General features: G+C 36.3%; 27 protein-coding genes. 7 read left to right on the top strand and 20 right to left on the bottom strand.

Features of this window, described 5'->3' with window-relative positions:
• Positions 1-106: 106 nt before the first annotated feature.
• The 11 genes from MUN88_RS06895 to MUN88_RS06850 form a co-directional block, all read right to left on the bottom strand.
• On the bottom strand, positions 107-838 hold the full coding sequence (locus tag MUN88_RS06895; RefSeq protein WP_244722591.1) for a class I SAM-dependent methyltransferase: 732 nt from the start codon (positions 836-838) through the stop codon (positions 107-109).
• Between the two features lie 105 nt (positions 839-943).
• Positions 944-1,234: a hypothetical protein gene (locus tag MUN88_RS06890; protein WP_244722588.1), complete on the bottom strand. Its 291-nt coding sequence runs from the start codon at positions 1,232-1,234 to the stop codon at positions 944-946.
• A 296-nt stretch (positions 1,235-1,530) separates the two neighbouring features.
• On the bottom strand, positions 1,531-1,929 hold the full coding sequence (locus MUN88_RS06885) for a disulfide bond formation protein DsbD (RefSeq protein WP_244722585.1): 399 nt from the start codon (positions 1,927-1,929) through the stop codon (positions 1,531-1,533).
• Positions 1,930-2,020: 91 nt separating this feature from the next.
• Positions 2,021-2,209: a DUF4177 domain-containing protein gene (locus MUN88_RS06880; protein WP_244722583.1), complete on the bottom strand. Its 189-nt coding sequence runs from the start codon at positions 2,207-2,209 to the stop codon at positions 2,021-2,023.
• A 275-nt stretch (positions 2,210-2,484) separates the two neighbouring features.
• A complete protein-coding gene (locus tag MUN88_RS21815; protein ID WP_369809981.1) occupies positions 2,485-2,730 on the bottom strand; it encodes a hypothetical protein in 246 nt (81 codons plus the stop codon).
• A gap of 100 nt (positions 2,731-2,830) precedes the next feature.
• Positions 2,831-3,112: a DUF4190 domain-containing protein gene (locus MUN88_RS06875; protein WP_244722580.1), complete on the bottom strand. Its 282-nt coding sequence runs from the start codon at positions 3,110-3,112 to the stop codon at positions 2,831-2,833.
• Positions 3,113-3,295: 183 nt separating this feature from the next.
• A complete protein-coding gene (locus MUN88_RS06870; RefSeq protein WP_244722577.1) occupies positions 3,296-3,445 on the bottom strand; it encodes a YesK family protein in 150 nt (49 codons plus the stop codon).
• A gap of 463 nt (positions 3,446-3,908) precedes the next feature.
• Complete coding sequence (locus MUN88_RS06865) at positions 3,909-4,073, bottom strand: tubby C-terminal domain-like protein (RefSeq protein WP_244722575.1); 165 nt, start codon at positions 4,071-4,073, stop codon at positions 3,909-3,911.
• Positions 4,074-4,537: 464 nt separating this feature from the next.
• Positions 4,538-4,891, bottom strand: a complete 354-nt coding sequence (locus MUN88_RS06860) for a VOC family protein (RefSeq protein WP_244722572.1) — start codon at positions 4,889-4,891, stop codon at positions 4,538-4,540.
• A gap of 211 nt (positions 4,892-5,102) precedes the next feature.
• Positions 5,103-5,570 (bottom strand): 2-thiouracil desulfurase family protein, encoded by a 468-nt coding sequence (locus tag MUN88_RS06855; protein ID WP_244722570.1) that lies wholly within the window; start codon positions 5,568-5,570, stop codon positions 5,103-5,105.
• 313 nt (positions 5,571-5,883) lie between these two features.
• Positions 5,884-5,979 (bottom strand): putative holin-like toxin, encoded by a 96-nt coding sequence (locus MUN88_RS06850; protein ID WP_244722568.1) that lies wholly within the window; start codon positions 5,977-5,979, stop codon positions 5,884-5,886.
• 1,136 nt (positions 5,980-7,115) lie between these two features.
• Between MUN88_RS06850 and MUN88_RS06845 the strand changes: the two genes are divergently transcribed.
• On the top strand, positions 7,116-8,027 hold the full coding sequence (locus MUN88_RS06845; RefSeq protein ID WP_244722565.1) for a bacteriocin-associated integral membrane family protein: 912 nt from the start codon (positions 7,116-7,118) through the stop codon (positions 8,025-8,027).
• A 10-nt stretch (positions 8,028-8,037) separates the two neighbouring features.
• Complete coding sequence (locus MUN88_RS06840) at positions 8,038-8,598, top strand: ATP-binding cassette domain-containing protein (RefSeq protein ID WP_244722560.1); 561 nt, start codon at positions 8,038-8,040, stop codon at positions 8,596-8,598.
• A 273-nt stretch (positions 8,599-8,871) separates the two neighbouring features.
• Here the strand turns inward: MUN88_RS06840 and MUN88_RS21705 are convergent, their stop codons facing one another.
• The 3 genes from MUN88_RS21705 to MUN88_RS06815 form a co-directional block, all read right to left on the bottom strand.
• Positions 8,872-15,024: a pectinesterase family protein gene (locus MUN88_RS21705; RefSeq protein WP_305852495.1), complete on the bottom strand. Its 6,153-nt coding sequence runs from the start codon at positions 15,022-15,024 to the stop codon at positions 8,872-8,874.
• A gap of 192 nt (positions 15,025-15,216) precedes the next feature.
• Positions 15,217-16,041: a MerR family transcriptional regulator gene (locus MUN88_RS06820; RefSeq protein WP_244722557.1), complete on the bottom strand. Its 825-nt coding sequence runs from the start codon at positions 16,039-16,041 to the stop codon at positions 15,217-15,219.
• A 229-nt stretch (positions 16,042-16,270) separates the two neighbouring features.
• Complete coding sequence (locus MUN88_RS06815; protein ID WP_244722554.1) at positions 16,271-16,438, bottom strand: hypothetical protein; 168 nt, start codon at positions 16,436-16,438, stop codon at positions 16,271-16,273.
• A gap of 276 nt (positions 16,439-16,714) precedes the next feature.
• Here MUN88_RS06815 and MUN88_RS06810 point away from each other — a divergent pair, with 276 nt between their 5' ends.
• Together MUN88_RS06810 and MUN88_RS06805 are read left to right on the top strand one after the other, a co-directional pair.
• Positions 16,715-17,134 carry a DUF3237 family protein gene (locus MUN88_RS06810; RefSeq protein ID WP_244722552.1) on the top strand — a complete coding sequence of 140 codons (420 nt, stop codon included), beginning with the start codon at positions 16,715-16,717 and terminating at the stop codon, positions 17,132-17,134.
• 73 nt (positions 17,135-17,207) lie between these two features.
• Positions 17,208-17,963, top strand: coding sequence for an alpha/beta hydrolase family protein (locus MUN88_RS06805; RefSeq protein ID WP_244722549.1), 756 nt, complete (start codon positions 17,208-17,210; stop codon positions 17,961-17,963).
• Between the two features lie 731 nt (positions 17,964-18,694).
• Here the strand turns inward: MUN88_RS06805 and MUN88_RS06800 are convergent.
• From MUN88_RS06800 to adh, 5 genes are all read right to left on the bottom strand, one after another.
• Complete coding sequence (locus tag MUN88_RS06800; RefSeq protein WP_244722546.1) at positions 18,695-19,048, bottom strand: VOC family protein; 354 nt, start codon at positions 19,046-19,048, stop codon at positions 18,695-18,697.
• Between the two features lie 294 nt (positions 19,049-19,342).
• Positions 19,343-19,702: a TetR/AcrR family transcriptional regulator gene (locus tag MUN88_RS06795; RefSeq protein ID WP_244722545.1), complete on the bottom strand. Its 360-nt coding sequence runs from the start codon at positions 19,700-19,702 to the stop codon at positions 19,343-19,345.
• Positions 19,695-20,579 (bottom strand): SDR family oxidoreductase, encoded by an 885-nt coding sequence (locus MUN88_RS06790; protein WP_244722543.1) that lies wholly within the window; start codon positions 20,577-20,579, stop codon positions 19,695-19,697. Before MUN88_RS06790 ends, MUN88_RS06795 begins: the two co-directional genes overlap by 8 nt.
• 303 nt (positions 20,580-20,882) lie before the next feature.
• Positions 20,883-21,218 carry a DUF779 domain-containing protein gene (locus MUN88_RS06785; RefSeq protein ID WP_244722541.1) on the bottom strand — a complete coding sequence of 112 codons (336 nt, stop codon included), beginning with the start codon at positions 21,216-21,218 and terminating at the stop codon, positions 20,883-20,885.
• Between the two features lie 22 nt (positions 21,219-21,240).
• The gene (gene adh / locus MUN88_RS06780; protein ID WP_244722538.1) at positions 21,241-22,761 is read right to left on the bottom strand and encodes an aldehyde dehydrogenase; all 1,521 of its coding nucleotides are present in this window, start codon (positions 22,759-22,761) and stop codon (positions 21,241-21,243) included.
• Between the two features lie 291 nt (positions 22,762-23,052).
• Between adh and MUN88_RS06775 the strand changes: the two genes are divergently transcribed.
• The gene (locus MUN88_RS06775; protein ID WP_244722535.1) at positions 23,053-23,685 is read left to right on the top strand and encodes a lysozyme inhibitor LprI family protein; all 633 of its coding nucleotides are present in this window, start codon (positions 23,053-23,055) and stop codon (positions 23,683-23,685) included.
• Positions 23,686-24,160: 475 nt separating this feature from the next.
• Here the strand turns inward: MUN88_RS06775 and MUN88_RS06770 are convergent, their stop codons facing one another.
• A complete protein-coding gene (locus tag MUN88_RS06770) occupies positions 24,161-24,496 on the bottom strand; it encodes a DUF3221 domain-containing protein (RefSeq protein ID WP_244722532.1) in 336 nt (111 codons plus the stop codon).
• Between the two features lie 308 nt (positions 24,497-24,804).
• On the opposite strand from MUN88_RS06770, the gene MUN88_RS06765 reads away from it, so the two are divergent.
• Positions 24,805-24,972, top strand: a complete 168-nt coding sequence (locus MUN88_RS06765) for a hypothetical protein (protein WP_244722529.1) — start codon at positions 24,805-24,807, stop codon at positions 24,970-24,972.
• A 307-nt stretch (positions 24,973-25,279) separates the two neighbouring features.
• Entirely contained in the window at positions 25,280-25,681 is a 402-nt protein-coding gene (locus MUN88_RS06760) for a Fic family protein (RefSeq protein WP_369809980.1), read from the top strand.
• The last annotated feature ends 496 nt before the right edge of the window (positions 25,682-26,177 follow it).

The raw sequence follows: 26,177 nt of genomic DNA, 5'->3' as shown, positions 1-26,177 counted from the left end.
TCCCTCCAAAATCATCTTTTCCTTCATAAATTCTTGATACCTCTTAATGATACACTATTATTTGGAATATACTATTCAATAATGACCCCTTTACCACGATGCTTCGTTATTTCTTTGCAGAGATCATTAAAAACATCGGCCTCCGATTTTCATCTTCCATTTGGGGATCCTTTTTTAACATTTCATCAGATGGAAACGATTCTTTAACTGCACTAATAATGAAACCAGCATCAATTAAGTCATTCATATATGTTGAAATGGTACGATGATATTTTATAACATTTTCATTTAGAAACAATGCTTCACGTACTCCTTCCTTTTGATAATGATCAACTGGCCAATGCGAACGATTTCCGTGTTCATCATAGTACCAATCTTGTTCTTTTCGTGAAGTGAAAATTGGATGCTCAACAGAAAAAACAAAGCTTCCCCTAGCCCTTAGAGACTCATAAACTTTTTCACAGATTGATTTAAATGACTCAATGTAGTGAAAAGCAAGCGAACTGATTACCACGTCAAATTGGGATTCTGAAAAAGCAAAGTCCTCGATCGGTGCTTTGACGTATGAAATCAAGGGATTATTTGTTATTTCACGGGCTCTTTGGATCATATTCTCGGATATATCTACACCTACTACAGAACTTGCTTGCTGATCACTTGCATAACGACAATGCCAACCAAAACCACAACCCAAATCAAGGACATTTTTATTTTTGAAATCTGGTAGCAGTTCTTTTAATATATGCCATTCTCCAGCACCTTCAAGACCTTTAACAGACCTAGGCATTTGTTCATACGCGGAAAAAAATGTTGGATTATCATATTTATTTTGTTTCATTGCTCATACATCTCCTCTAAATTAAGGTAGCCTTCCCAAAACTAATATTATATACAACTATTTTAGGAAGGCTCAACGTCTTCTTCTTACCATTCCTTCACCTCATTATCTTCTCGAATTTCTTACGATAATCCCTTGACGTTTTGCATATTCATTGACCAGATTTATTAATTTATTCTTATGTATGGAAACAGAATGATGAATCTCCCTTTTGCCATCTATTACATATTCATCATAGATAATAAAGTTTAAATGGTCCATCTTTTTTATGACAAAGCGATTACCTTCATATTCTCCACACCTAATATTGTAGGAAAAGACAAAATCAATGATGCCGTCATAAAAGTCCTGATCCGAAATTTCATCCTCTAAGAATGATTGTATTAATTCCTGCATTTTTCATTTCCTTTCTCAGCATCATAAATAAAGCAGTATTCAAAGCTGCCATTAATGTTCTAAATCATCTATTGTTTTAACGTTTTCCCAACTATATTCCCATACTTTGGAAATCCCCAAAATTTCAAACCATACATTCTTATGCTTTCGTTCAAAAATATAGTTGTTTCCATTTTCATAGACTACTGTCTTCTTATAATAAATAACAAATTAGCCATGATCGCTATTACATTTATATGAAAAAGGTTGCTTAGAAAAAAGTATGATTACATAATTGCATCTGCCTCACAGCTTTTTTATCTTGCAGCGTTCAAATCCTTTGTTACTTTATAAACAACACTGCCGAAGGTAAACTTAACAGGATATACGGAAAAAATCACAGCAACAATCTCGCTTATTGTCTTTATCCATCCAGTTAAGTGTAATATCTCGTTTATCAAGTAATTAGCTAATTGAATAAGAGCAAATGCTATGCCCACTGACACAACAAACGCAAACAGGGTTAGAATTACTTGACGTATGGACATTTGTTTTATTTTCTCAAATTTTTTAATGCTGCCATCGCTAATGGAAAAAGAAATATACGCCATCGGGATTAATAATATGTACCAGCTTGAGTAGCCAAACCCTATCCACGACACAGCCATTCCCAGAAGCAGAACCCAGCCAAATATGTTAAAGGTTTTTTTATTCACATAACCCTCCCATAAACAAATTGATATAATGTTCGATTCTGGTATCACATTGTTCCGTTATCGCGCCCTTGTCTGGAACAACTCAATGAACTTATTGAACCAGTCTTTCAAAGATAAGTTCTAACTCATTTGCTTGTCCAGCAGCTGCGAAAGGTAACGGTGCAAGTGTATGCAATCGCCATCCTTCACTTGCTTGTTCTTTTATAATTTCTTCGTAATTCTCTTTAGGTTTACCATTCAAGGAACCGATCTTAACCTTAATAAATTTATATTCATACATCTTAATTTCTCCCTTCATTTGATAATGGCAATCCCAAAATAAAGATACTTATTACAAATATGATTAATGACCAGATTGATACTGCTCATCAAATATTTCAAAAATCCCGGTTATTACCAGGAAATAAAACCCCTGTTAAAACCCCCATTATAAATATAGAGAAGAATGTTATTCCGATTATGTTATTTGTTTTTTCTTTCATGGATTGAATAATCCCCCAATCCCTTAATAGCTTCACTCTGAAGCCCATGTTCTAGAAGTGCATCCTACTCCAATCATAAAACCTCCTTAAAATTAACAAAATATGGTGCCAAAAAAGAGCCCGCTATTAAAATAGCGATTCCTGTTCCAAGTGTCACCCAAAAATGGTTAAAAGGCGAAAGGTAATCCATATATATTAATGCCGGTATAACAGTTAAGCATACAAATACAATCCTTCCAGGCACAGATATTATGTGTTTCGTACCACAAGCATCACATGTAACGGATGTATTATAAAACCAGAGATGGTATTTATACATCTCATACCAGCTAAATTGTTTATTACACGTTATACATTTTTGCAATACAAACATCTCCTCCGTATCTAAAATCCAGCATTTATGTTAAATGCATAATGTCTTATCCCTGGATTACGAAAATAGAAAAAAAGGCGATCATGCTTGATACAACAAGGAGCAGAATAAAAAATTGAATAATAATTCCTGCCACGCTACAGATTAATCCTGAGGTTGCCAAGCCTTTTCCACTTTCATTTGTATTAACAATGGCCCTTGTTGCTTTTCTTGAATATACAATTCCGATAACACCAAGGATCATACCAATAACTGGTATTATGATCGAAAGTATACCTAAGGTTAATGATATTGTCGAATTACTATGTGTTTCCGTTCTCGCAGTCATTTTGTCTCCCCCTTATCTCTTATTCTATTCCATGCTTTTGCTAAAACTACTTCCTTTTACACTTTGATAGGTTACTCAACCCACTTTTTAATAATGTATGCCCGCCTGAACCCCAAAGCCAGCCCCAAGCAAAAAAGGAGACAAATTCCAAAATAAGCAAAAAAGTTGAACACCAACAACCCTTTACGTTGTTTTTTTATTCGCCATGACAAAAGACACTATGGCAACTCCCATTAAAAAGAAAGCTAAAATCCCGTATGCCGCCCCTTCGAACCCCCTGATTTTCACAAAACCAATGTAAAACAAGATAACGGCAGCAATTACGGTTAACATACTCGGTACCATTCGAACAAATATAAAAGGTTTAATTTTCTAAACCACCAAGTAAGTAAAATTACCAACACTCCTAGGACAATAGCTACGAGAACTGGTCCTCCAACCATGGTTGCTCACTTCCTTTTTCAAATTAGAATTATGAAAAAAACAATTTCATCTATATGCCTCTTCCTTTTTCATTTCAAGAGTCCATTTACAACCCGCTCACTCCATTCCTTTCAGCAAGCGCTTTGTCCTTTGCCTTCTTAGAGATGGATGCCATTTTTCTTTTATAAAAATATTCCCCGCTGATATCGGTCACTTCGGGGCTTGTTGCCAAATGCCATAGTTTTTCTTATACTTGGTACAACATAAATTTTAACTACGTCGAACTGCTTCTTCGCTAAAATTTTATACTTCCTAACGGAAAATATAAATTCCAAGTGAGTAACCGCGTTTTTCCTAATTCATCCTTTAACTCTTATTTCAGAAACATAGGTACCCCGCCTACAAACTCATCTATAACCTTCTTGAATATATTGTCAAAATAACCTTGAATAACTCCAATTTGATGGATTCCTCTATAAACTATTAAAGGTTTTGTTGTAAAGCCATTTAGATGCGTTTTATAATAATATTCCATCATCTATATAGTCATCCTTTGTTGTTATCTATGTTTACGCAGGGGGTGCTTTCTACTAATATCGTGATTTATTCTCCTTGAAAAGTCCCTTCAGCTAAATAAACGCTAACATGAAAATTACAATAACAGCGATTAGAAAAACAATAAACACCCAATTTAATAACTGAAAAGTCCATATCAAAAACGTATAATTTTTTTCTGTGGATTTTCGAATGTAGAAAAAAGAGAGTAAACCAATTATTGGTGTTAAGAAAGCGAAATATCCATAATTAGGTGGAGAAGCATCTATCAACTCTTCCATCAAAAACGAAGTTAGGACAATTTCGATAAGTAAAAATAGTAATGGAACCCACAGGTGAAATTTTTTAACTGTGTTAACCACATAATTCCCCCCTTCAAATTGTGCCACAACCTGGCCCGATTCTGAAGGATACACTTATTCGATAAGCGCACCCGATTGCTTAATCTTAACCATTGCAGATCATTAAAATATTTCCATCCGGATCTTTGAAATTAAAATAATGATTATGTTCAATTCCAGTAATCACATTAACACCCTTATTACTCATAAAATGAAATGCTTCTTCAATGTTTTTTGTATTGAAGTGGAATGCTGGTGTTTTAAATATATTATCCTCTGAATAAATTTTGCTATCTAACACAATCCCTGTACCTTCCATGGGTATTACGTAAAGATGACCAAACTGAATTTCTCCATCTGTTTTTAATCCTAATATGTCACAGTACCAATCTCTTGCTTTCTCTATATTTCTTACTGGTATAAATACTGTTCCGATTTCTTTTACTATTGGATTATCCATAAAAAGCACCTCTTTAAACCTTTTCTTTTATTTAATACTCCAGACATATAATAATAATTTATTATCCAATAATTTGGCACGTCTGTTGAGTAAAGGGGTCTTGCTCCATATAGACGTACCCACGCGGAATTCTCATTCCATAAAATGGATGAGCGGTGCACCATTGGCACCACTCCCCATTAAAGAGATGCACACAATAATTGAAAATAAATTATATTAATTCATCAAAGTTATCGGCAAACTGTTCTTCTGAAATGACCCGTAAACCGTTTCTTTTTAATAAGGCACTTGTAACTCCATTCCCAGCCATTTTCTCCCCTATAAATTCACCATTATAAATCATTGAACTTCCACAAGATGGACTATTCTCCTTAAGAACAACCATTGTTGCATTAACCTGTTTAGCTTTTTCCAAGGTAATATAAGCCCCTTTTATGTATAATTCCGTAACGTCCTTACCTGATTTCTCCACTACTTTAGCATTTCCAGCCAATACGTCTTCCCCATTACCATCTATTATTTCAGCAGGTTCTCTGGGAGTTGAAAAACCACCAAGCAATTCCGGACATACAGGTGTTGCTTTATGCTCATTAATCAATTTACTGATACGATGATCTAAACTATGGGTTCCGTTATATCTTACTTTTAACCCGGCTAAACAAGAACTAACTAAAATCATTGATAAACACCTCCACATAAATAATTTGGCACGTTTATTACATTGCCACACTCCATTTCATCCACGCACTTTTTATCAATCTTCCTATCAAAACGACAACCTAACCACTGTACCAGTAACCACTAGCTTCCAGCCTTGCCTATTTATAAAGCATGCACGTATTCATAGTATTTGTAATTGGTTCCTCACTCTATAATACTATCTTAAAAACATAGCACTAAACCGCAGCAGACACTACGAGCTACAGAAAAATAGTTCCCAAAAAGGATTCGCTATAATGGCTATGAAAGACCTCTGCTAAAAACAGAAAGATCTATTTCCGATTAACCAAAGAAATGACCAAAGCGAGCAATGCAATCAAGAAAGCACCAAAACTAAGCAGTAGTGAAAAACTTTCAGCTAGACTCATCGTATCATCCCTTCCGTTAAGGGGGATTAGTCGACTCTTCCCCAAAAACATTATCCATAATTTAGTATAACATAACAAATACAAACAATTATTCCTTTTTCAAGCGTTTCTCATAATTTAAGATGTATGCTGTACAATTTGATAAAACAGACTTAAATATTTTTTTACCAAAAAAGCTTAGGAATAATTATACGAATTTCAGTAAGAAAGGCAAATTACAACAGAATGAAGTACAAATTCCTAAGACATAAGAAAGCCAGCTGAGATTGTGACTCCTTTTTCATTTTATGCTATAATTTCAGTAAGAAATGCATATAATAATAACCGGTAGCGGTCACTACGGGTTATGGATAAGCGGTTCCCCCAGAGGGATCGGCTATCGAAAGTGGTGATAGACCTCTCCTAGTTACTTGTTGGGCAAATAGGGAGGTCTATTTTTTATTGATCAGTGATACAATCAAAGCGAGCAATCAATCAAGAAGGTACCAAGAAATTAGGGGGTCGCTGGCTAAATTCACCACGCCCTGTGGCAACGCCTGCATGATCTTCTTCCTGAGGCCCTCCATGAAACTCTCATACATACTCATAAGCACCCCCCCTTCCGTTAAGGGGATTAGCCGACCTTACCCTAAAAGAACATTATCCGTTTTTTACAATAATTATTTCGAACAAGCGTTCTTTTCAATGATAAACTACTTACCTTCTCACTTGTCCTCTCCGCCTCTACAAAACCATGCCATTTGTCTTTTGGTGAGGTCTGAACTCCAATGCCGGGGTATGAAATTTCATACTGCCATACTCAATACTGACAATTACTATAAACTCTTAAAATTGAATAAAATCATAATTGATAAACACTATTTATTTACATATTTTTCTTGATCAATATCCTTTTTATGGTAAACTATCATGTGAAGAGGTGGTTAAATCTATGGTAGGAATTCAAAATGAAAAACATTAAGAAGTCTATTATCACCGCATTAGCAATAATGTCATCAAGCTACGACTATTATGAAAGATAATTATGAAGCGAATCTAAAAATTACGGTTTATTCGCCTTTCTTTAAAAATTTCAAAATAATGGAGAGCTTATGTAAAAAGTCTTATTTATATTTCTAACAGGACAGCTATTACTTTTGTCATACATATTTAGCACTTCTATTTATGCTATTTATGAGGTTAATAGTTTAGGAGATACCTCATTAGATGGCTATATAGCAGAAAGTTCTTCTGGTAACGATCTGAAAAATTTATATGATGCAATTTATGAAACCTGTTTATCACAGAATGAGTGTAAATTAGAATTAATAAAGACACCTGTTTCAAAAGATAATCAGTTCATCTACAACATTTACCATAGTCAATTGGAAAATATCGATAAACCTGCGTCCATTTCGCCTGATACGACTTTTAACTACAAAAATCTTACAAAAGAAGATTTTGTGGATAATAATGGCGTTTTCTATACGGATATATCTCCTGTGACTCTAGATAACATTTCAAAACAAACAGGTAATCGGATTGAAGCTTATAACAGCGGAATTCCGTATAGTCAAATTCTTCAGTACAATGCTTTCAACTTTGTTATTTTTCTGATTATTTCTTTATTAGTTCTATTCATATATACATTTACTAGAATTAAAATAAATGCTATTAAAAAGGTAATGGGATTTTCCAAATTAAAAATGATAGCAGATTCGATGAAAAACTTTTTGCTTTTAGAGGTAATAATCTTATTGATAACATTAAGCATTCACTTTGTATATTATTTGAATATCGGTCGAGTGGTGCCACGCTATTTTGTTCTAATAATACTATTTATGGGATTTATCATTCTATTAAATATGTTGATGCTGTTATTTACTCAAATCAGTTTGAAATTTATTAATATAAACTTAATGATTAAAAATAAAGTATATTCTAATACATTAAATTATGCGTTATATATAATAAAGATCTTATTGATGTTAATTATTACTGTATCCATATCTTTTTCTATTTCAAAATATGAAGAGTATAAGGAAAAACGCGATAAGCTTAAGCATTAAAGAAAACGAAATGGTTGCCATAACGGGTGAAAGTGGAAAAGGCAAAACAACATTGCTAAACATAATGGGATTAATCACCAAAAAAGACGATGGGGATTTGACACTATATGGCGAGAAAAACCCTACCATTCATTCTAAAACAGCAATGTTATTAAGAAGAAGAAAAATAGGTTATTTATTTCAAAATTATGGTTTAGTAGAAGATGAAACCGTTAGATGGAATCTTCAATTAGCTTTAGCATATAAAAAATTAAAAAAAGGCAAAAAGACAGAAAAAATTGATATGCTTCTAAAAGAATTTAACCTATCCCACTTAAGAGATAAAATGGTTTATCAATTATGTGGTGGTGAGCAGCAGCGAATAGCCATCATAAGACTTATCTTACAAGAAAGTGATTTAATACTTTCAGATGAACCAACAGCCAGCTTAGATGTGAAGAACGAAAAATTAATATTAGACTATTTATCGAAATTAAATCAAGAGGGTAAAACAATTGTTGTCGTAACACACAATAAAGAGATTCTATCCTACTTTTCCCGTGTAATCAGTTTAAGTGAATTGTCAAACTGATGAAATAGGGATCAAAAAGGCATTGGATACATATTTACGATTCAATGCCTTTATTCCTCTTACATAACAAATATATTTAACAATCCGGAAACGAAGAAGACTTCAGATCAACTATAAGAAGAAGTGGAACAGACAGCCGCTAACGTACAACTAATGACCTAAAAGAAACTACCTGAAAGAGGGAGATTGCAATGGGCTATTACGATGCCCCCCTATGCCCTAATATAAACGGGATTCCAAATTAAATAGAATTGGAATCCCGCTCTTTTTCATTTAAAGGCTATTTCTCCTTCTTATTACCATAATTGTTGCGCCAACTAGTAGTAGAAGCATACCTAAGAACAGGTAATTATATAGATTCGTAGCTGTTTGCGGAAGCTCATCATCACTAGACTGATCGTCGCTTCCAGCTCCAGGTGTTTCATCACCTGAGTCAGCAAATACACCGTACGTGGAGAAGTGTGATACTTGTAATGAAATAACCCCGTCTTTTGCGTGACCACCTTTTCGTTCCCACTTCTCTGTGCCTTCATTGAAATAATAAATATTCACTTCATCTGCATCGTATTTTTCTTGATCATAGCCTAAGGATAAGGTGAAAGTTCCACTATACGTACCATTTGGATACGTAAATTCAAATGTATAAGCATCACCAGCTCGTTCAAGGCCTGGTGCTTCTTTATTTGCTTTCTTCACATGAATTTTTGTACCTGCAGGAAGATCATCAGGTAAGGTTATCTTCGTGTTCGTTCCTTTGATGGTAACCGTTCCTCCAGCGTTGACTTCTACTGTTTTTCCGATCTCAACCGTAACATCTTTACTTGGAGCTTCATTTCCTCCTTGATCACCCTGATCATCATCGCCGTCCTGGTCATCCTTGTCACCATTGCCGTCTTGATCATCCTTATCGCCATTGCCACCTTGGTCATCCTTGTCGCCATCGCCGCCTTGATCATCCTTGTCACCATCGCCATCTTGGTCTCCAGCCGTTACTTCCTCACCATCAACAACTAGCTTAATATCGCTAAAGGTAACATCGGCATTGCGAGCAACGAACAGACCTACATAAACGTAATCAGGATCAATTTTAGTCAGTTTAAAATCAAATCCTTCCGTTACTGTTGCTTCATTTCCAAATTTAACTGCATAACCGTCTGAACTACTTTCAATGGAAAGGTCAACAGTATCTTCTTCAAAAATTGAATGTTCAGCCGTGCCGCCCTGGAGTAACACTCCATTTTTTCTTGCAAAGCCATTCCAGAATCCTCCATTGGATGCAGAAGTAAGCTGTAAAGGAGCCGCTGCCACATAATCACCCATAGGAGCCTTAGTATCCAAATCGATATACATATCGTCCCTAGCCATCAAACCAAAGGAAACTTGATTGTTAAGATCAAATCGATTGATTTTAGCTTTAGCAGTTAAGGTAAACGTACTATCAGCAGGTACTTTATAATAATACATGGCAATACCATCGATGGTACTGGCAATTTTCCCTTTATTATTCGCTACTGCAATATGCATGTTACCATCTTTGTCTGTTTCAAGCGTTTGATGTGAAGTACTTGGAGTGCCCCCGACAGAACCGAAGACAGTTCCTTTCCAAATACCATGATCTTGCCATAATGTACTTTGCTTTAAATCGTTATCATAGGTTGGTTCCTCATAATCAGGATTAGAAACCAAAGTTTCTGCCTTGGTTGGCGCTTCAGTACTAACCACATGCTCCGCAAGTCCATTTACTCCTAAATCTTTCATCGCCTGCGTAACGAGGTATGCATTATATGCCCCGCCCCAAATATTTGTGTGCGTATTATCAACAGTAACTGGGTCAGAAGATGTCCAAGCATGTAGATATTGCGTTTCATCTGGACCCAATTCGTCATATACATTTTTGGTTAAAGAGGTCATATCAACAACCGGTAGATCTAGCGCAGTGCCCAAATCCCGAATTGCCTGTGCATAATCTCCACCTTCGTAATCTCCTGAAGTTCCGGTAACATGAAGATTGGAGTCGCTCCACTCACCTGTAGCAGTTCTTCTTACGATAGGTGTAGACAGAATGACTTTCGTGCCCGCAGCTTGTGCCGGTTTAATGTAATTTTCATACAGGGAATTCGCAAAAGATCCTTTCTCTAAATAGGTTCCATTCGGGTTGGTATATCTTTCTGGTTCTCGTTTTTCATCATTATGACCGAAACCTATTAATAAGTAATCGCCATCCTTCATACCACTGCGTAATGTCTGATACTCAACATCCGTTGTATAGCTTTTGGAACTTCTTCCGGACAAAGCAATGTTTTGAATGTCAAAAGAACCGTCAAGGTATTTTCCTATTTGGGTACCCCATCCATATCTTGGATAATAATAATCATCGTTAAAAGCACTTACAGTGGAATCCCCTACAACCCAAATCGTTGAATCAGTCGGTTCAGCAGGAGACAGACTATCAATCAGGGCCTGCGTTTCCCCCGTCCAATAAGAATCCAATTCATTTGTATAAGTACCGCTGTCATCAGTAGTATATACACTGACATCGCTATGTGAATCTACTTCAAATTCGACATGACCAGGACCTGCAACACCACCAACTCTTTCAGGTGGCATCACATAATTAGAGATAGTATAACCAAGACCTTGTATCTCCTTGGCCATTAAACCGCCATTATAAAAACCACCTATTTTATTATTGTGCGTTGAATCACCTGTATACATAACTGCTCTTGCTAGAGGAGAAGTTCCATCACTAGCTTCTGCGTCATTTTTGTATGCTTTCTCAAAATAATCTTTTGTTAAATCAAACATGTCAATAACCTCAACGTCCTGTTCCTCGCCTAGCTGTTCAACAGCTTCTACATAAGCATTATTAGACGTTGTAACCGTTCCTGTTGTCGTATCTGTTGCATCATGATGTGGTTTGATCGTACCATCTGAATTAAAATATTGTCTGGAAACAGGCGTTGCTAATATAGGGGTTGCACCCGCATTTTTCGCTGTATCAATATACTGCTGCAAATACCACTTGAAGGTACCGCTTGTATAAGGATAATATTCTGCACCGTACTTGGATTCAAGACTTGACGGTGTTGCCTCTTCCACACCCGGAGTGGAAGGATACATACCATTCTCATCCGGTTCTCCCATGGAAACAAATCGATCTAACAGATATCCTGATTGATTGGCTGCATCATTATGTCCAAACTGAATCAATAAATAGTCACCAGCTTGAATAGTAGAAGCAATTTTATCGAGACTTCCTTCGTTTATGAAACTTCTCGAACTTCTGCCTCCGTTTGCGTAGTTCATCACATTCACCTTTTCAGAATTGAAAAAGCTCTGTAAATATTCTCCCCAACCTCCTGTTTCTAGAGTAGGGCCGTATGTTTTAACAGTGGAATCACCTGCTATATAAATATTTACACGCTCTCCATCTGGTATCTCATTTCCTCCACCATTCCCTGATGAACCAGATTTTACCAAGTTGTCGAGTTGAATGGACATCGGAGTGCCTTTTAACCCGCTCACTGTCTCAGGGGTAACAACAGCCTTAATATAATTTCCGACATCTTCACTTGAGATTTTGTACGTCTTGGAAATGGAGGCTTTTGTTGCTTTGATCAATGTTTCCTGTCCATCCGGACTCACTCTGTACCATTGGATTAACGAACTGTCATTTACGTTAGCCTGATCAAATTCATACCCTAAGCTAATTGTATTTCCAGTGTAAGGTATATTGATATCATCCTCTGTTGTGAAGAAAGGATCCACCTTAAATGTTGGAGCTGTATCACTTTCATCCGTATAATAAGACGGTGTCCAACCTCCGAAATAATCGGTAACATTAAATGTGGCTGCTTCAGCATCTGTTAAAACGGGCACTCTTCTTTGTGATGTATCTACAGCTTCCCCATTGTACGTAGTGTTGTATTCCGCGTAATTCGCGTTTTCAGGTGGACCCGACATATCATGCCAGCCACTTGGCTCTATTATAGAATCGCTTTCGAGCTTGGTGTTTAAAAATGTTACGCTTGCTTCGGCTCCCCATGGTCTTCCGAAATAACCTGATGCATTCAGATTATTATTGTCGGCTGTTATGGTACTATTTCTAAATAGATATCCATAAGGCGCTTCATCTTTTGCTGCTGTTATATAACCACCTACAGCCTTATCACTGTAACCAGCAAAATTCAATGTAACATTATCAAATACTACATTTCCGTCACCAAATATATAGTCCGTGTTCCCTTCTATGAAAGAGTTTTTAAAATAGATGCTATTTGTACCGCTGCCACCAGTGAAAACTGTATCCTGGCTTCCAAGAAAACGGCAGTCTAAAAATTCTGCATGGTCCCCTTCAATCAGAATAGCAGCAGCTCTTTCTGTAGCTTCTTTTGAAGTAACATCTGTATAAACCTTTCTCTCTACATTGATATTACTGCCATTAACATCGGCTAACGCTACACCATCTTCCAATTCTTCATCGGTAACATATTTATTGAAAGAATTTTCAAATACAATGTTTTCCGCTTTGAAGTGTTTAGCAGCGCTAGTGAGATAAACGGTTCCTCCCCATTTATTAGCCGTATTCTTTGCGTGCTTGTCAAATGCGCGCTCTTCACTATAGAAACCATCCTCTCCTATACTGTAATATTTATATCCTATTCCATAATACCAAGTAATTTTAACCTGGGTGTCCGGATCACTGGTTGGATTTGGGTTGGTATTTACAAGGGTAATGTATGGTGTTGATATAATCAGTTGTGCTCTATAAACACCAGGTGCAATGTGAATGGTAATTCGGTGTGCTTCATCTGTGGGGTTCATTCTTTCTGCAGCATGAAGAGCTTCCTTAACGGTACTATAATTATGTTCCTTTGAGCTGTCGCCAACATATAAATCTGGTACCCATTCCAGAGGCTCTGGTGACGTGTTGTTAACAAATAAAATATCCTTTGTGGTATCCTCCCCATTAATAACGACGTGAGAACTTGTGCTATCATTTTCAGAACTAACTGCTGAAACGCTGTACGCGCCGTCTCTAAGACTTGCCGTATATCCTCCGTTTGAAACGGTCCCAGAATAAACGTATCCATCATCAACGTTGGTAAATGTAATACTTGAAATTTGAGCCGTTGAAGATAATCCCTGAAATTCCCCCGAGGCGGAATAAACTGCTTTTTTAACAACCGTAAGATCCTGAGCAGTGTCCGCACTAAGTTTTAGGCTACCACCTTCTGCAATTTCGTAATCGTTCACACCTGACATAACGGCTGTATACTCTATTCCGTCCTGAACATCTGCGGAATATGTCATGTCATCTGTATCAATGGTAGCTGTAACCGATGAAGCAAGGCTTCCCTCAGGAGGATGATATTGAATTTCTAAATCATCTATATCGTAACCGCTTTCAAAACCATTGATATTTCCGCTCGCTGTGACAAGCTTATTAGCTACTACATCTAAGCTAACGCTTGTACCTGTCGCCATATCTGACGTTGAGGTGCTTATAACCTTTGTTACATCAGAGATCCGATAGCCTGCTACTTCATTAAAAGTGGCAATATAATCATAACCCGTTGCAAGAACGGCATCGAACGTGTTGTCTGCATTTACTTGGACGGTTGTTGTATCTCCTGTCGTCTGATTAGTGAAATTAAGTGCATAACCTGGAGAAATATCACTATCATTTAGATTCACCGTACCGCTTACCTTCACTCCTGGCGTTCTCACCACTCTATTAAAGCGAGGTTTCCCACCTGATTCGGCTGATACATAAATTTGATAAGTTCCAGAATATTGCGCAACAAAATCAACCTTTTGGTATGTGGTAGTGAAAGGAGCTGAACTGTCCTGAACTTCTGAAGTATCTGGAGTTACGGTAACATCTGTGCCTTCCATACTAACGTCTGCGTGAACGAAGTGCAGGGATTCATCCCCATTACTTGTCCCACCATAAACCGTAATTTTATCTCCGGCAACAACATGATCAAGCGTTAGAAATCTTCTCTCTGTACCTCCCGTACCATTTGCGTAATAAATGCCGTTTCCGTTATATCCGTCTTCATAGCTATAACTCATCCCTCCCCACGTACCAGAGGAATTGAGCCCTGGGGTAGTACCATCTAACGCAAGGTAGTATGACCGGTCACTAGAACTCGGATTTCCTACCGTTAAATCGCCATATGTCGTGGTTGCAAAAGTACCTGACTTAATAGAAGTTTTGCTATCAAGAATATCGGCCGTAATATTATTGTTATATAAATCCCCTGACTCTTGAACACCTCCAAAATCCCATACGTCTATTTTTCGGCTATTGGTTGTATCACTAGCAAACGCCGTTATATCACCAATACTGTAAAAGACGATAGTGAAAAGCATCATGTAAGTCATTAATTTTCTCATCGCTTTTTTTGACTTATTCGACATTCTTACACTCCTCCCGATAAAGTTCAAAAGCTTCCTTAGATCAAATGCAGCTTTGGAAAACTACTAGCAGAGAGCTAATGTGTACCTTTTGCTATCTTTCGCAAGTGCCCCATTCACTCCTTCCAAGCGATTGTATGACCCTCTACGAAAATTAGTATAAAGGTTGACCCCATGTCAAAGTCAATAAAGCGTTTACATTAATGCGATTGGAATACCAACTAAAATATATTGCATTTCCTGGTCCTCTTCTAACACATTGGCAATGACAACTCCAATAATATCGCCGGTGATTGTTAAGTTCTGCTCTTTCATATATTGAAATGGTTCTTTTAGCAAGGATTCTTTTACGTTCAAAGACTTCCCTGTTTTTTTCATATTTACCGGGAGTTTGACCACACTCAACAACGATTTACGTTTTTCGTATCTTTCCGTGTATGCACGATCTTTTATTTTAAATCTGTCTAAATCGGACATTTTGATTGCCCAACCCGCGTTAAGAATAATATGATCCTTTTCTACATCTTCTTTTCTGATTAAGTAAATACGCTGCACCTCTGGTGACAAGTGTAAATAATCTTGCACGGTCATTAATCTTTCAGGTTCTTTTAATATTTGCTCTCCCCTTTGATAGAGTACATAGGAGAAAGCAACACAATCTCTTATATAGAATGGTTGTTTAGACGCATCGGCTTTTTTCATTAAAACGAAATCATCTTTAATTCGATGTCTTAGATTAGTTAGATAGTTAATCTCTTCATCGATTGTTTCCAATCTCGTTTCGAATGCAGTTATTAACCCTGACAGTTCATTACTCTTCATACTTCCTATTTCTGTATGGGTAAAGCCATATTTTCGTAATAATCTTACATTCATAAACTTTTGAATATCAGGATCGCTATAATAACGATAATTATTTCGAGATCTTTCTGGTGTAAGATACCCTAACTTTTCATACCTTCTGATTGTATTCGTTGAAACATTAAGAAGATTTGATAATGCACTAATGTTGTATTTCATATTAGCCTCCATTGGTATTTGTAAATAAGTATCCTTTAGTTAATTCAAACGAACTACCGCGATCAACGATTCATTTGTTACACAACTATGTGTATCTACAAGTACTTCTTATCAAGCTAAAATGCATGTGGAGTCTAATCATGATCGTGAGATTCGTCAAATAACCAAGCGTATGAAGGATATCACGATGGATTATCTAAAATTTATCTCTGAAAATAATGCATAAGTATCAAGCTTTCCCTCTATGGAAGTCTTCTTTTTTCAATTCTAATCCTTTTTGTTTAAATACATGAATGGCCTCTTCCGCACCTTGTTCATGATTATTATATTGAATCTTAGGTGGTGTTGGCTCTTTTACTTTAGGGCTTAACGGAACACTTAAATCAATCATTTTCATTTTGTTTTCCCTCTCCCTCTATTTATTTTTCTATCTATAAGTATATAACAAATTTTACTAGTATTGGATTGATAATGATGAAATTTCGAAAAACGGATCATTAATACTAGTAATCTCTGCAACTGAACATTCTGACGCTGGTGTCAGACCCTATAAAAGGACAAAAGCACTAAAAGAGAACCCCAGATCCAACAATGGGTGATATACTAAAATTACACATAAAACGGAAACATGAACAGCATATAAGACAGACTCTTACAAAGGAGGATTGGAAAAATGGATGTCGAAGAAATACTTACGGTACATGTTCAAATAGAGAATACGATCAAACTAAACAATAATGATGGTGATTCCGTCATAATGATTACTTTTAAAGGCCATGTAACGGGCGATTATTTTAAAGGAGAGATTCTTGACGGAGGAGTCGACACGCAAATCATGGGAAGGTTTGATGATCGACATACGTTATCAGCTAGGTATATGCTAGAAGGGAAGGATTATACAGGGGAACCTTGCAAAATGTATATTGAGAATAACGGTAGTGTAAACAACAAGTTGAAAAACGGATTATTTAGATCCTATCCAAAAATTATTACGAATAGTAAGGCATTAGCTTTTTTGAATGATGATATTTTAGTTGCAGAAGGTCTACCAGCAGCGTCTGGTTTAGATATTAACATATATAAAATAAAATAAAGTTCAGGTTATTTTATCCAGTAGAGTGAACCGAATATCTAATTTGAAATTCCTAAGACATGGAGGTATAAAAATGAGCAGTTATCAAAAAGAAAATGTGAAGATACAACATCAGGGCAGGGAAATTCATGGCGTCTCTTACATGCCAAATAGTGAGAGAAAGTGCTCTGTCGTCATCTTTAGCCACGGCTTTAATGGAACAAACCAAGATTTTGCTATGCATAGTGACTATTTAGCCCAACATGATGTGGGTGCCATTTGCTTCGACTTTTGTGGCGGCTCCATATATTCTAAGAGTGACCTTAAGACGGATGAAATGTCTATATTTACAGAAAAAGAAGATCTGGCTGCTGTTATGGAAACCATTAAAAATTGGAAAAACGTTGATCCTGATCACATCTTTTTATTTGGAGGAAGTCAAGGGGGATTAGTATCTGCATTAGTAGCCGATGAATATATAGAGGACATTAAAGGACTCTTATTGCTCTATCCGGCGCTGGGTATTGCAGATGATTGGAATAAAAGGTACCCAACTCTTGCCAGCATTCCTGATACTCATGAGTTATGGGGAGTTCGGTTAGGTAGAATATATTTTGAATCGATTCACGACTATGATGTCTTCGACCATATTGGGAAATTCAATAAAAATGTTCTCATTTTTCATGGAGATCAGGATGACATTGTATCCATTGATTATGGGAAGAGGGCAGAAATGTTATATCCACACGCTAGAATGGAAGTGTTTCCAGGAGAGGGCCATGGTTTTTCAGAAGCAGGTAATAAAAAAGTCGCGGAGATGACATATGAATTTGTAAAAGCGAATATCTAAGGGAGATGAGCCCTATCTCCATCTTATTGACGATATGATAACTTCCAGTCACCGTTTGGACAGGTAGTTATTTTAAAAGACCACCCAACCACCGATTTTGGCAGGGTGGTTTTTTAAGTGCAGCCAGCACTGCAGATCTCCTAAAAAGAGAGAAGTACTAGTTTGTCCTATGTTTGAGAACCGTTTAACAATTTTCATTAGAGTTGAAGGAAATCAAAACATCCACCTGTATTTTATCTATGGGATCTGGTCCTTATACCCTCCACCCCAAAAATCAAAAGTAGAATAAATACAAATAAACCTAATTCTATATCAGTAGCAAATGCTAAAATAAATAAGCTGCCAATCAATAGCTTACGTACACTAAACCCTGTTCCAAAAATCAAAAATGTATAAATACAACTTACTATTATGAAAATCAAACATTGAAAATAAGTAACATCAAAATCAATAAATTTTATTGTTAACAAAGTCAACACACCAAATAGTATAAATAAGATTGTCGAGACAGTTTCTGCTTAATTAACTGAACACTTAACTGGAAATTATCTTCCCCGTTTTTAATAAATTCAGCATCTAAACACAAGTCATATGTTGGTTATAGTATAAATTTTTGTAGTGAAGATGAATAACAAAGAGCCAAGATATACATTTAAATGCATAATATAATGTATATTTTGGATCCTCTTAGATATTAGAGTTATTACACTAACGCGCCCATTTGCTTAATCTTAACAATTGCAGATCATTAAAATATTTCCATCCGGATCTTTGAAATTAAAATAATGATTATGTTCAATTCCGGTAATCACATTAACACCCTTATTACTCATAAAATGAAATGCTTCTTCAATGTTTTTTGTATTGAAGTGGAATGCTGGTGCCTTAAATATATTATCCTCTGAATAAATTTTGCTATCTAACACAATCCCTGTACCTTCCAAGGGTATTACGTAAAGATGACCAAACTGAATTTCTCCATCTGTTTTTAATCCTAATATGTCACAATACCAATCTCTTGCTTTCTCTATATTTCTTACTGGTATAAATACTGTTCCGATTTCTTTTACTATTGGATTATCCATAAAAAGCACCTCTTTAAATTTTTTCATTTATAATAATTTCGCCCTTTAACAACAAACAGTTATGCAACAACTGCACCCAATTTATGGATGATAACATCTAGACCTTATTCGAAATCATAACATTAACAATTTGTTGCCAAATCGATAGAAGTACGTCCTCATCTTCATGTAGAATACAATGTATAAGAAAACCTACAATAATGATATCGAACATGTATAGCCACTTTATATCGACTTGAAATATTTTTTGTAGCTCCTTTGAAACAGAATTTTCCTCAATAATTTGCTTTCACATTACGCTTGAAACTGCTTTTTATAGTTTACATCCTGAAAGCACTTTGATATCCATAAAAACATAATGGCATATTCTGAAGACTTTTTCTTAGACATTTTAATTAGATAATGTCCAAATTGGTTTAAATTTTCTTTAAATGATTGTTCCTTACAGTATGAAAACTCAACTAGACTATTACTTAAGGAATATAAAAATGCTTCTTTCATCAAGTCGTCAATATTAGAAAAATGGTAATAAAAAGACCCTTTACTGCTTTCTGCCTTTTTAATAACCTTATTAATAGTTAGTTTTTCGAGACCATGTTCCATAATCAGACCAATTGTTGCTTGAATGAGATGCAGTTTTGTCTCACTATACATTATTGTAACCCTTCTTCATTACACTTTCATAATATGATTTTAAATCCACGTTACCACTTGACTTGGCAACAACATCATGAGTCATCATATAAAAGAAAAACAGAAACAGATTGTATTGCTTTTTATTGATAATTCTCAATAATGGTAGGCTTATTTTAACTAACCACTCAGGAATTGTTGTAATCTTCTCCTTTTTATTTACTACCTTTAAAGCTAATTCAGCCATTTCATGATAAGTGTAAACATGCGGTCCTCCGACCTCAAGGATTGAGTTTTCTTTAGAAAATGCAGAAACACAAACATTAGCAAGGTCAGCTCCATGAATGGGGTTCATTTTATTTAAACCGTTACCAAATAAAAACACTTTTCCTTTTCGAGCCATGGTTAATAATTCTGTCATATCAGAGTAATAGCCTGTTGGATTGATAATAATATGATGAATAGAACTATGCTTCAGTTCATTTACAAATCTCTGCTTTGCTTTAATTAAAGTAGAGGAACATTCATCAGCCCCATGTACATTAATATACATAAAGCGTCGGATCTTACTTCGTTCTGCTTCTCTCAATAAATTAAGATTCCCGTTAAAATCTACATCCATGAATGTTAAATTGCTCTTTTGATTTGTTATGCCTACTGAAGAAAAAACGAAATCAACATCTAAGCATACATCTTTAATCGATTGTGATCTAGTAACATCCCCAATAGCAATATCATCAACAAATTCATAGATTGAGGGAGAAGAAAAGCCCCCCTCTTGATTTAACTTATCTTGTGATCTCACCAATACTTTTACATAATAACCTTTTTGTTTTAATGCTTTTACAACATATCGTCCAAGATAACCTGTAGCACCCGCAACTAATACTCGTTCCATTACTTATCTACTCCATTCCATAGACTATTTGGTCTAATGATATTTTACCTATCCAAAATTTATTACCAGATTTCAAACAATATCATTTGGAATAAATATTAATATCAAGTTTTCATAAATAAATAGTTACTCAACAATTTGGCCCGTTTGTTGAATAAGATTACCTTCTTAAATTTGCATAAAAAATAATGCCATATACACTATTGTTGTTTGTAATTTTTATGCTAGATAGAAAGAATTGAAAAGCCGCAAGCCACCAGATCACACTGATGGCTTGCGAATAACGCTTCCCTTTCAAGCAACTTACCCAAACACCCGCGACCGAATCAAAAACCGCTTCCCTTCCGGATTTTCAAGCGAGAACATCCCACCGCGGCCTTCTACCACATCAATAATCAGCTGGGTATGCTTCCAATATTCATATTGATCCTTCGACATGTAAAAAGGGGCATCATTCACATAGCCTAACAGAATATCTGCATTGCCGGTTCGAAATTCCCCCCTTGGATAGCACATCGGCGAGCTTCCGTCACAGCAGCCACCAGACTGATGGAACATTAATGGACCATGCTTCTCTTCTAACAGATCCATTAACGCCACTGCTTCATCTGTTGCTAAGACTTTTTCCTGTTGCGTCATGCACCCGCCTCCTTTCTTAGGATTAAAAGAATCCTTTTGGCTGCGTACTATAGCTTACGAGTAAGTTCTTCGTTTGTTGATAATGGGATAGCATCATGAGATGATTTTCTCTTCCAATGCCTGATTTCTTATAACCACCAAAAGCAGCATGCGCTGGGTAATCATGATAGGTATTGGTCCATACACGGCCCGCCTGAATACCTCTGCCGAATCGATAGGCCTTATGAAAATCGCGTGTCCAGACACCTGCACCTAATCCATATAACGTGTCATTGGCAATATCCAGCACTTCTTCGTCATCTTTAAAGGTGGAAACAGCAAGAACCGGACCAAAAATCTCCTCTTGAAAAATTCTCATTTTATTATCACCTTTGAACATCGTTGGCTGGACATAATAACCATTGGAAAGCTCCCCGTCCAATTGGTTTTGATCCCCGCCAAGGAGCACCTCTGCTCCTTCTTGTTTCCCAATATCTAAATAGGATGAGATTTTTTCCAATTGTTCAGCCGATGCTTGAGCACCCATCATCGTTTCCGTGTCTAATGGATGACCAATTTTTATCGCTTTGACTCGCTCTACCGCTCGCTCGATAAATGCCTCATAAATATCCTCATGAATCAACGCACGTGACGGACATGTACAAACTTCCCCTTGGTTTAAGGCGAACATGACCATTCCTTCAATGGCTTTATCTAAGAAATCATCGTCTTCTGCCATGACATCTTTGAAGAAAATATTAGGGGATTTTCCTCCTAGCTCTAACGTCACTGGAATAATGTTCTCAGAGGCATATTGCATAATAAGACGTCCTGTTGTTGTTTCACCAGTAAATGCAATTTTGGCAATACGACTGCTGGATGCTAATGGTTTACCCGCTTCCAAACCAAATCCATTTACAACATTCAGTACACCAGGCGGAAGCAAATCATGTATCAGTTCCAGTAAAACATGAATCGATGCCGGGGTTTGTTCTGCCGGCTTGATGACAACCGCATTACCTGCAGCCAGTGCCGGGGCAAGCTTCCACGTTGCCATTAATATTGGAAAGTTCCATGGAATGATTTGTCCGACAACGCCAAGGGGCTCATGGAAATGATAGGCGACAGTATCCTCATCAAGCTGACTGATGGAGCCTTCCTGCGCCCGAATCGTTGCGGCAAAATAACGGAAATGGTCAACCGCTAATGGCATGTCTGCCGCTAACGTTTCCCGTACTGCTTTTCCATTATCCCATGATTCGGCGACAGCTAGCATTTCCAGGTTTTCTTCAATGCGATCGGCTATTTTATTTAACATATTGGCTCGCTCCGCTGGAGATGTTTTTCCCCATGCTGTTGCCGCTTTATGGGCAGCATCTAATGCAAGCTCGACATCCTCAGCAGTAGAACGGGCAATCTCACAAAAAACTTGTCCTGTAACTGGTGTCACATTCTCAAAATATTGTCCTTTTACCGGCGGCGTCCACTCTCCGCCAATATAGTTGTCGTATTGTTCCTTGAAATTCACTATCGAACCTGGTTGATTTGGTGCTTCATATTTCATTCTTATTCCTCCCCGTTTTCACTTTTAACAACGCTTACAATTGTTGTATTCATTTGGACAACACTAGTTAAAATATATTAACTAGCACTGAAAAATATGACTGTTGTATAGGACGGATAAGGTGGGTCGTGGAATGCGATATAGCATGTATTACTAGATTTAAGCATGGTGCTCACCCATCATTTACTGGTACACTTATTGTTATTGTACAAAGGAAAATTATGTTAGTATTAGATTGATAGAATTTGTTATGCCAACCGTACCATCGTATATATAATGGGGGAATAAGTTATGAAAAAGAATAGCAAAACGCTACTGTCTATCTTTATTTTGGTATGCCTTGTGATGCTAGCAGCATGCGATCATTCATCTGCAAAATCGGATAATGATGGGAACAGCCAATCAGATAATAGTTCCGATGAAGAAATCAATAATGTTAGTAAGGAAGATTCTACAGAAACCGTGTCGGATGAAGAGACTGATACGAACAACCTGGAAACGGAAAAGACTTCCGATCAGCTATCAGAAGAAGAAGAAGAGGAACAGACACCCGCTGCCGATACAACTAGCGATCTAAAAGAAACGTACTTGAACAGATTAAACGAGACAAATGAAAAAACAGAAAGTATGGAGGCTGAAGACAGTTCTACCTATGCTTTAAAAGATGTCGCACATAAACAGTATAAGGCGTGGGATGATTTATTAAACGAGATTTATGGTGTTTTAGAGGAACAACTAGCTGCTGAAGAGATGACGCAATTGAGAGAGGCGCAGCGTGATTGGATTACGTATAGGGATGAAACGGCGAAAGAAGCGTCACTGAAGTATGAGGGTGGTACAATGGAGCAATTGGAGTATGTGACGGTTCTTGCGGATGTGACAAAAGATAGATGTTATGAACTGGTTGAAGGATATATGGAATAGTTGCAGTTGTCCTCACAGGGCTTTGCTTAACATTAGTTATAACTCCTAGTGATTCAGCTGGCAGTCTCTGCTACATCGATAAGAAAGAAGCTATTTATACAGCACAAACAGTACTGATGTTAGACAAATAACAGAGGACAACACAACTACGCTGTCCTCTCTTTCTGTACATTTATCTTTTCGTGGGACTGGCACCTATGCCATTAAAAAGAGGAGTTTAACAAAATGCTAGTCTGGCTTTTTATTTTGGGGTTTGCTATATTTTTCTCCACTTATTTCATTAACTTATATTATTTATCTAAGAATAATTCTATATTAATAGAGATGGTAATTGAGAAGACTAGACATTTACCACATCCGTATAATGGCGAAGCTGAAATTCAAAAGATAGATAGCCTGATAGAAAAGCTCAGATTGGAATCCTGAGCTTCAAAATGTTATGTTTTGTTTCACAATTGGATCGTTGTTGAGAAACTTATTTTTTCAATTGAATTTTCTTAGCTTTAGCTTGTTCGGGATAGGATGCAAATACATCTCCATCAATCCATACTTTTACTTCATCACCTTTTGACCATTCCTCTGTATTGTCATATGCTAAGGAAATTAAAGGAATACCCTTTTCCTCTTCCTGTATCTCTGAAATTGATTTATTTTTTATATCTTCATACTTATCCAGAGAAAGATTTTTTGAAAGTAATATCTCATTTTCTGTTACTTCTAAAATAATACCTTCTATATCAGCATTGCCACACCCTACGATTGAAATACTTAACAATATAACGGTAGTAGCAATTAATAATTTTTTTTTCATTAGATACACTCCTTCCCTTTATATAATAAGACGAATTTAACATTATATAGGTTTCGTTATTTGATTTTTGTCTAGTCCTATGGTGTTAGCACTAACGGGGGACTGTTTCACTACCGATCAGATGCTTAAACTGACGTTATGTAACCCGGCATGCTGTGAGTATAGGGGAAGATATTACCGAAGTATGATCACCAATGATTTTTTTAATAGGTATTATGAGCGAGCATTGGAAGGTTTTATCCTGACGTAACTCTTATAAGAGGTCGTTTTTGTGTATTGAATGGAGTGAATGAGATAAAAAATATTATTTGTTCGACATTGAAGCAAATGAAAAAACAATCTATTCTGCAGGGGAATGGCAAAGATTGCATAACCTTACTCCTGATAAGAACTTAGCAGAAGAAACAAGTGCCTTTGCCTATGATGAAGAGGAAGATGGTAAGTATGTAGAATTATACCCAACAGAAAAGAATTAAGGTGATAGTCAATGACTAATAAAAAAGAATGGAATCAACTAACAGATCTTAAGTAACAAATAGATAAAAAGCGTCCACTTCCTAGCGAATTAGTAAAGAGCTTACAGAAAGACCTAGTTAAAAACACGTATCATTCAAACGCCATCGAACTTTAACCGTATACGAAACAAAAGCGCGATTTTAGAAGACGGCATTACGATTGCCGGAAAATCGATGAGAGTACATTTAAAAGCCATTAATCATAAACAGGCGATACTGTTAACGAAAGACATGATAAAAAAACAAAGAGCCGTTATCAGAAAGGCTCATTAGAGATCTCCATTCTATTATTCTTCATGGAATTGATAAAACCAATGCAGATGTTTATAAAAAAAGCAATGTTGTTATACCTGGGGCAAGTCATACACCACCGGATTACATGAAAGTTCCCAAATTAATTAGTAAATTTGCAAATATTCACCCTTTTGCAGACGGAAATGGACGTACTTCAAGATTGCTAATGAATTTAGAGTTAATGAAACACGGATATTTACCCATTATAATCGAACAGGATAAACGGTTTCGTTATTATGAAGTATTAGATACTGCAGCAGTAAATAATGATTATGGACCTTTTATTGATTTTGTGAAGGATTATGAACACAGCGGATTAATAAGGCACCTACAATTAATTAATAGGCACCAGGAATTAGATGGGCCTGAACGTTAAAAGAGAAGGCAATAATTTCAGCCTTCTCTTTTTGTTATCTATTTAATATAGATCTTAGAGTAATTAATGATTTCATGATAACAATAAACACTATGTCGAAATACTCTAATGAGAGTACATACATGCTATAATAGGCATATCAATAGATCGACTTCATATGAGGGGTGGCGTACTGATTTACCTTTCTTGGATGTTTATTCAGGAAAGGAGGTGACGCCTATGGATATCGAGAACGTATTAACACTGATGATCTCTTTCGGAGCATTGGTGGCGTTTATCATGTCCGATAAAAACAATAAAAAATAACCCCCCCTCATATACTATGCCAATTCTATTTATATTATACCACATTTTTTTCAAAACCACACATAAAATTAGAAAGTCTTCTACTAAGAATCCTTAAGCCTTCATCTTTCGTCATTTTCATTTAACATTCCCCTTTCGACTTCTGTGGTTGACTTTTTTAGATCCTTTTTTTACCTTCCCACTAGCTTCC

It is taken from the genome of Gracilibacillus caseinilyticus, assembly GCF_022919115.1.
GTDB classification, from domain to species: domain Bacteria; phylum Bacillota; class Bacilli; order Bacillales; family Amphibacillaceae; genus Gracilibacillus; species Gracilibacillus caseinilyticus.
Note: the sequence above shows the minus strand (reverse complement) of the source record. Positions and strands in the feature narration are given on the sequence as shown.

Bases quoted from the DNA above. Each gene is read 5' to 3' on its own strand.
- MUN88_RS06895 (WP_244722591.1), bottom strand. From the start codon at position 838: ATGAAACAAAATAAATATGATAATCCAACATTTTTTTCCGCGTATGAA.
- MUN88_RS06890 (WP_244722588.1), bottom strand. From the start codon at position 1,234: ATGCAGGAATTAATACAATCATTCTTAGAGGATGAAATTTCGGATCAG.
- MUN88_RS06880 (WP_244722583.1), bottom strand. From the start codon at position 2,209: ATGTATGAATATAAATTTATTAAGGTTAAGATCGGTTCCTTGAATGGT.
- MUN88_RS21815 (WP_369809981.1), bottom strand. From the start codon at position 2,730: ATGTATAAATACCATCTCTGGTTTTATAATACATCCGTTACATGTGAT.
- MUN88_RS06875 (WP_244722580.1), bottom strand. From the start codon at position 3,112: ATGACTGCGAGAACGGAAACACATAGTAATTCGACAATATCATTAACC.
- MUN88_RS06870 (WP_244722577.1), bottom strand. From the start codon at position 3,445: ATGTTAACCGTAATTGCTGCCGTTATCTTGTTTTACATTGGTTTTGTG.
- MUN88_RS06865 (WP_244722575.1), bottom strand. From the start codon at position 4,073: ATGATGGAATATTATTATAAAACGCATCTAAATGGCTTTACAACAAAA.
- MUN88_RS06860 (WP_244722572.1), bottom strand. From the start codon at position 4,891: ATGGATAATCCAATAGTAAAAGAAATCGGAACAGTATTTATACCAGTA.
- MUN88_RS06855 (WP_244722570.1), bottom strand. From the start codon at position 5,570: ATGATTTTAGTTAGTTCTTGTTTAGCCGGGTTAAAAGTAAGATATAAC.
- MUN88_RS06850 (WP_244722568.1), bottom strand. From the start codon at position 5,979: ATGAGTCTAGCTGAAAGTTTTTCACTACTGCTTAGTTTTGGTGCTTTC.
- MUN88_RS06840 (WP_244722560.1), top strand. From the start codon at position 8,038: ATGGTTGCCATAACGGGTGAAAGTGGAAAAGGCAAAACAACATTGCTA.
- MUN88_RS21705 (WP_305852495.1), bottom strand. From the start codon at position 15,024: ATGTCGAATAAGTCAAAAAAAGCGATGAGAAAATTAATGACTTACATG.
- MUN88_RS06820 (WP_244722557.1), bottom strand. From the start codon at position 16,041: ATGAAATACAACATTAGTGCATTATCAAATCTTCTTAATGTTTCAACG.
- MUN88_RS06815 (WP_244722554.1), bottom strand. From the start codon at position 16,438: ATGAAAATGATTGATTTAAGTGTTCCGTTAAGCCCTAAAGTAAAAGAG.
- MUN88_RS06810 (WP_244722552.1), top strand. From the start codon at position 16,715: ATGGATGTCGAAGAAATACTTACGGTACATGTTCAAATAGAGAATACG.
- MUN88_RS06805 (WP_244722549.1), top strand. From the start codon at position 17,208: ATGAGCAGTTATCAAAAAGAAAATGTGAAGATACAACATCAGGGCAGG.
- MUN88_RS06800 (WP_244722546.1), bottom strand. From the start codon at position 19,048: ATGGATAATCCAATAGTAAAAGAAATCGGAACAGTATTTATACCAGTA.
- MUN88_RS06795 (WP_244722545.1), bottom strand. From the start codon at position 19,702: ATGTATAGTGAGACAAAACTGCATCTCATTCAAGCAACAATTGGTCTG.
- MUN88_RS06790 (WP_244722543.1), bottom strand. From the start codon at position 20,579: ATGGAACGAGTATTAGTTGCGGGTGCTACAGGTTATCTTGGACGATAT.
- MUN88_RS06785 (WP_244722541.1), bottom strand. From the start codon at position 21,218: ATGACGCAACAGGAAAAAGTCTTAGCAACAGATGAAGCAGTGGCGTTA.
- adh (WP_244722538.1), bottom strand. From the start codon at position 22,761: ATGAAATATGAAGCACCAAATCAACCAGGTTCGATAGTGAATTTCAAG.
- MUN88_RS06775 (WP_244722535.1), top strand. From the start codon at position 23,053: ATGAAAAAGAATAGCAAAACGCTACTGTCTATCTTTATTTTGGTATGC.
- MUN88_RS06770 (WP_244722532.1), bottom strand. From the start codon at position 24,496: ATGAAAAAAAAATTATTAATTGCTACTACCGTTATATTGTTAAGTATT.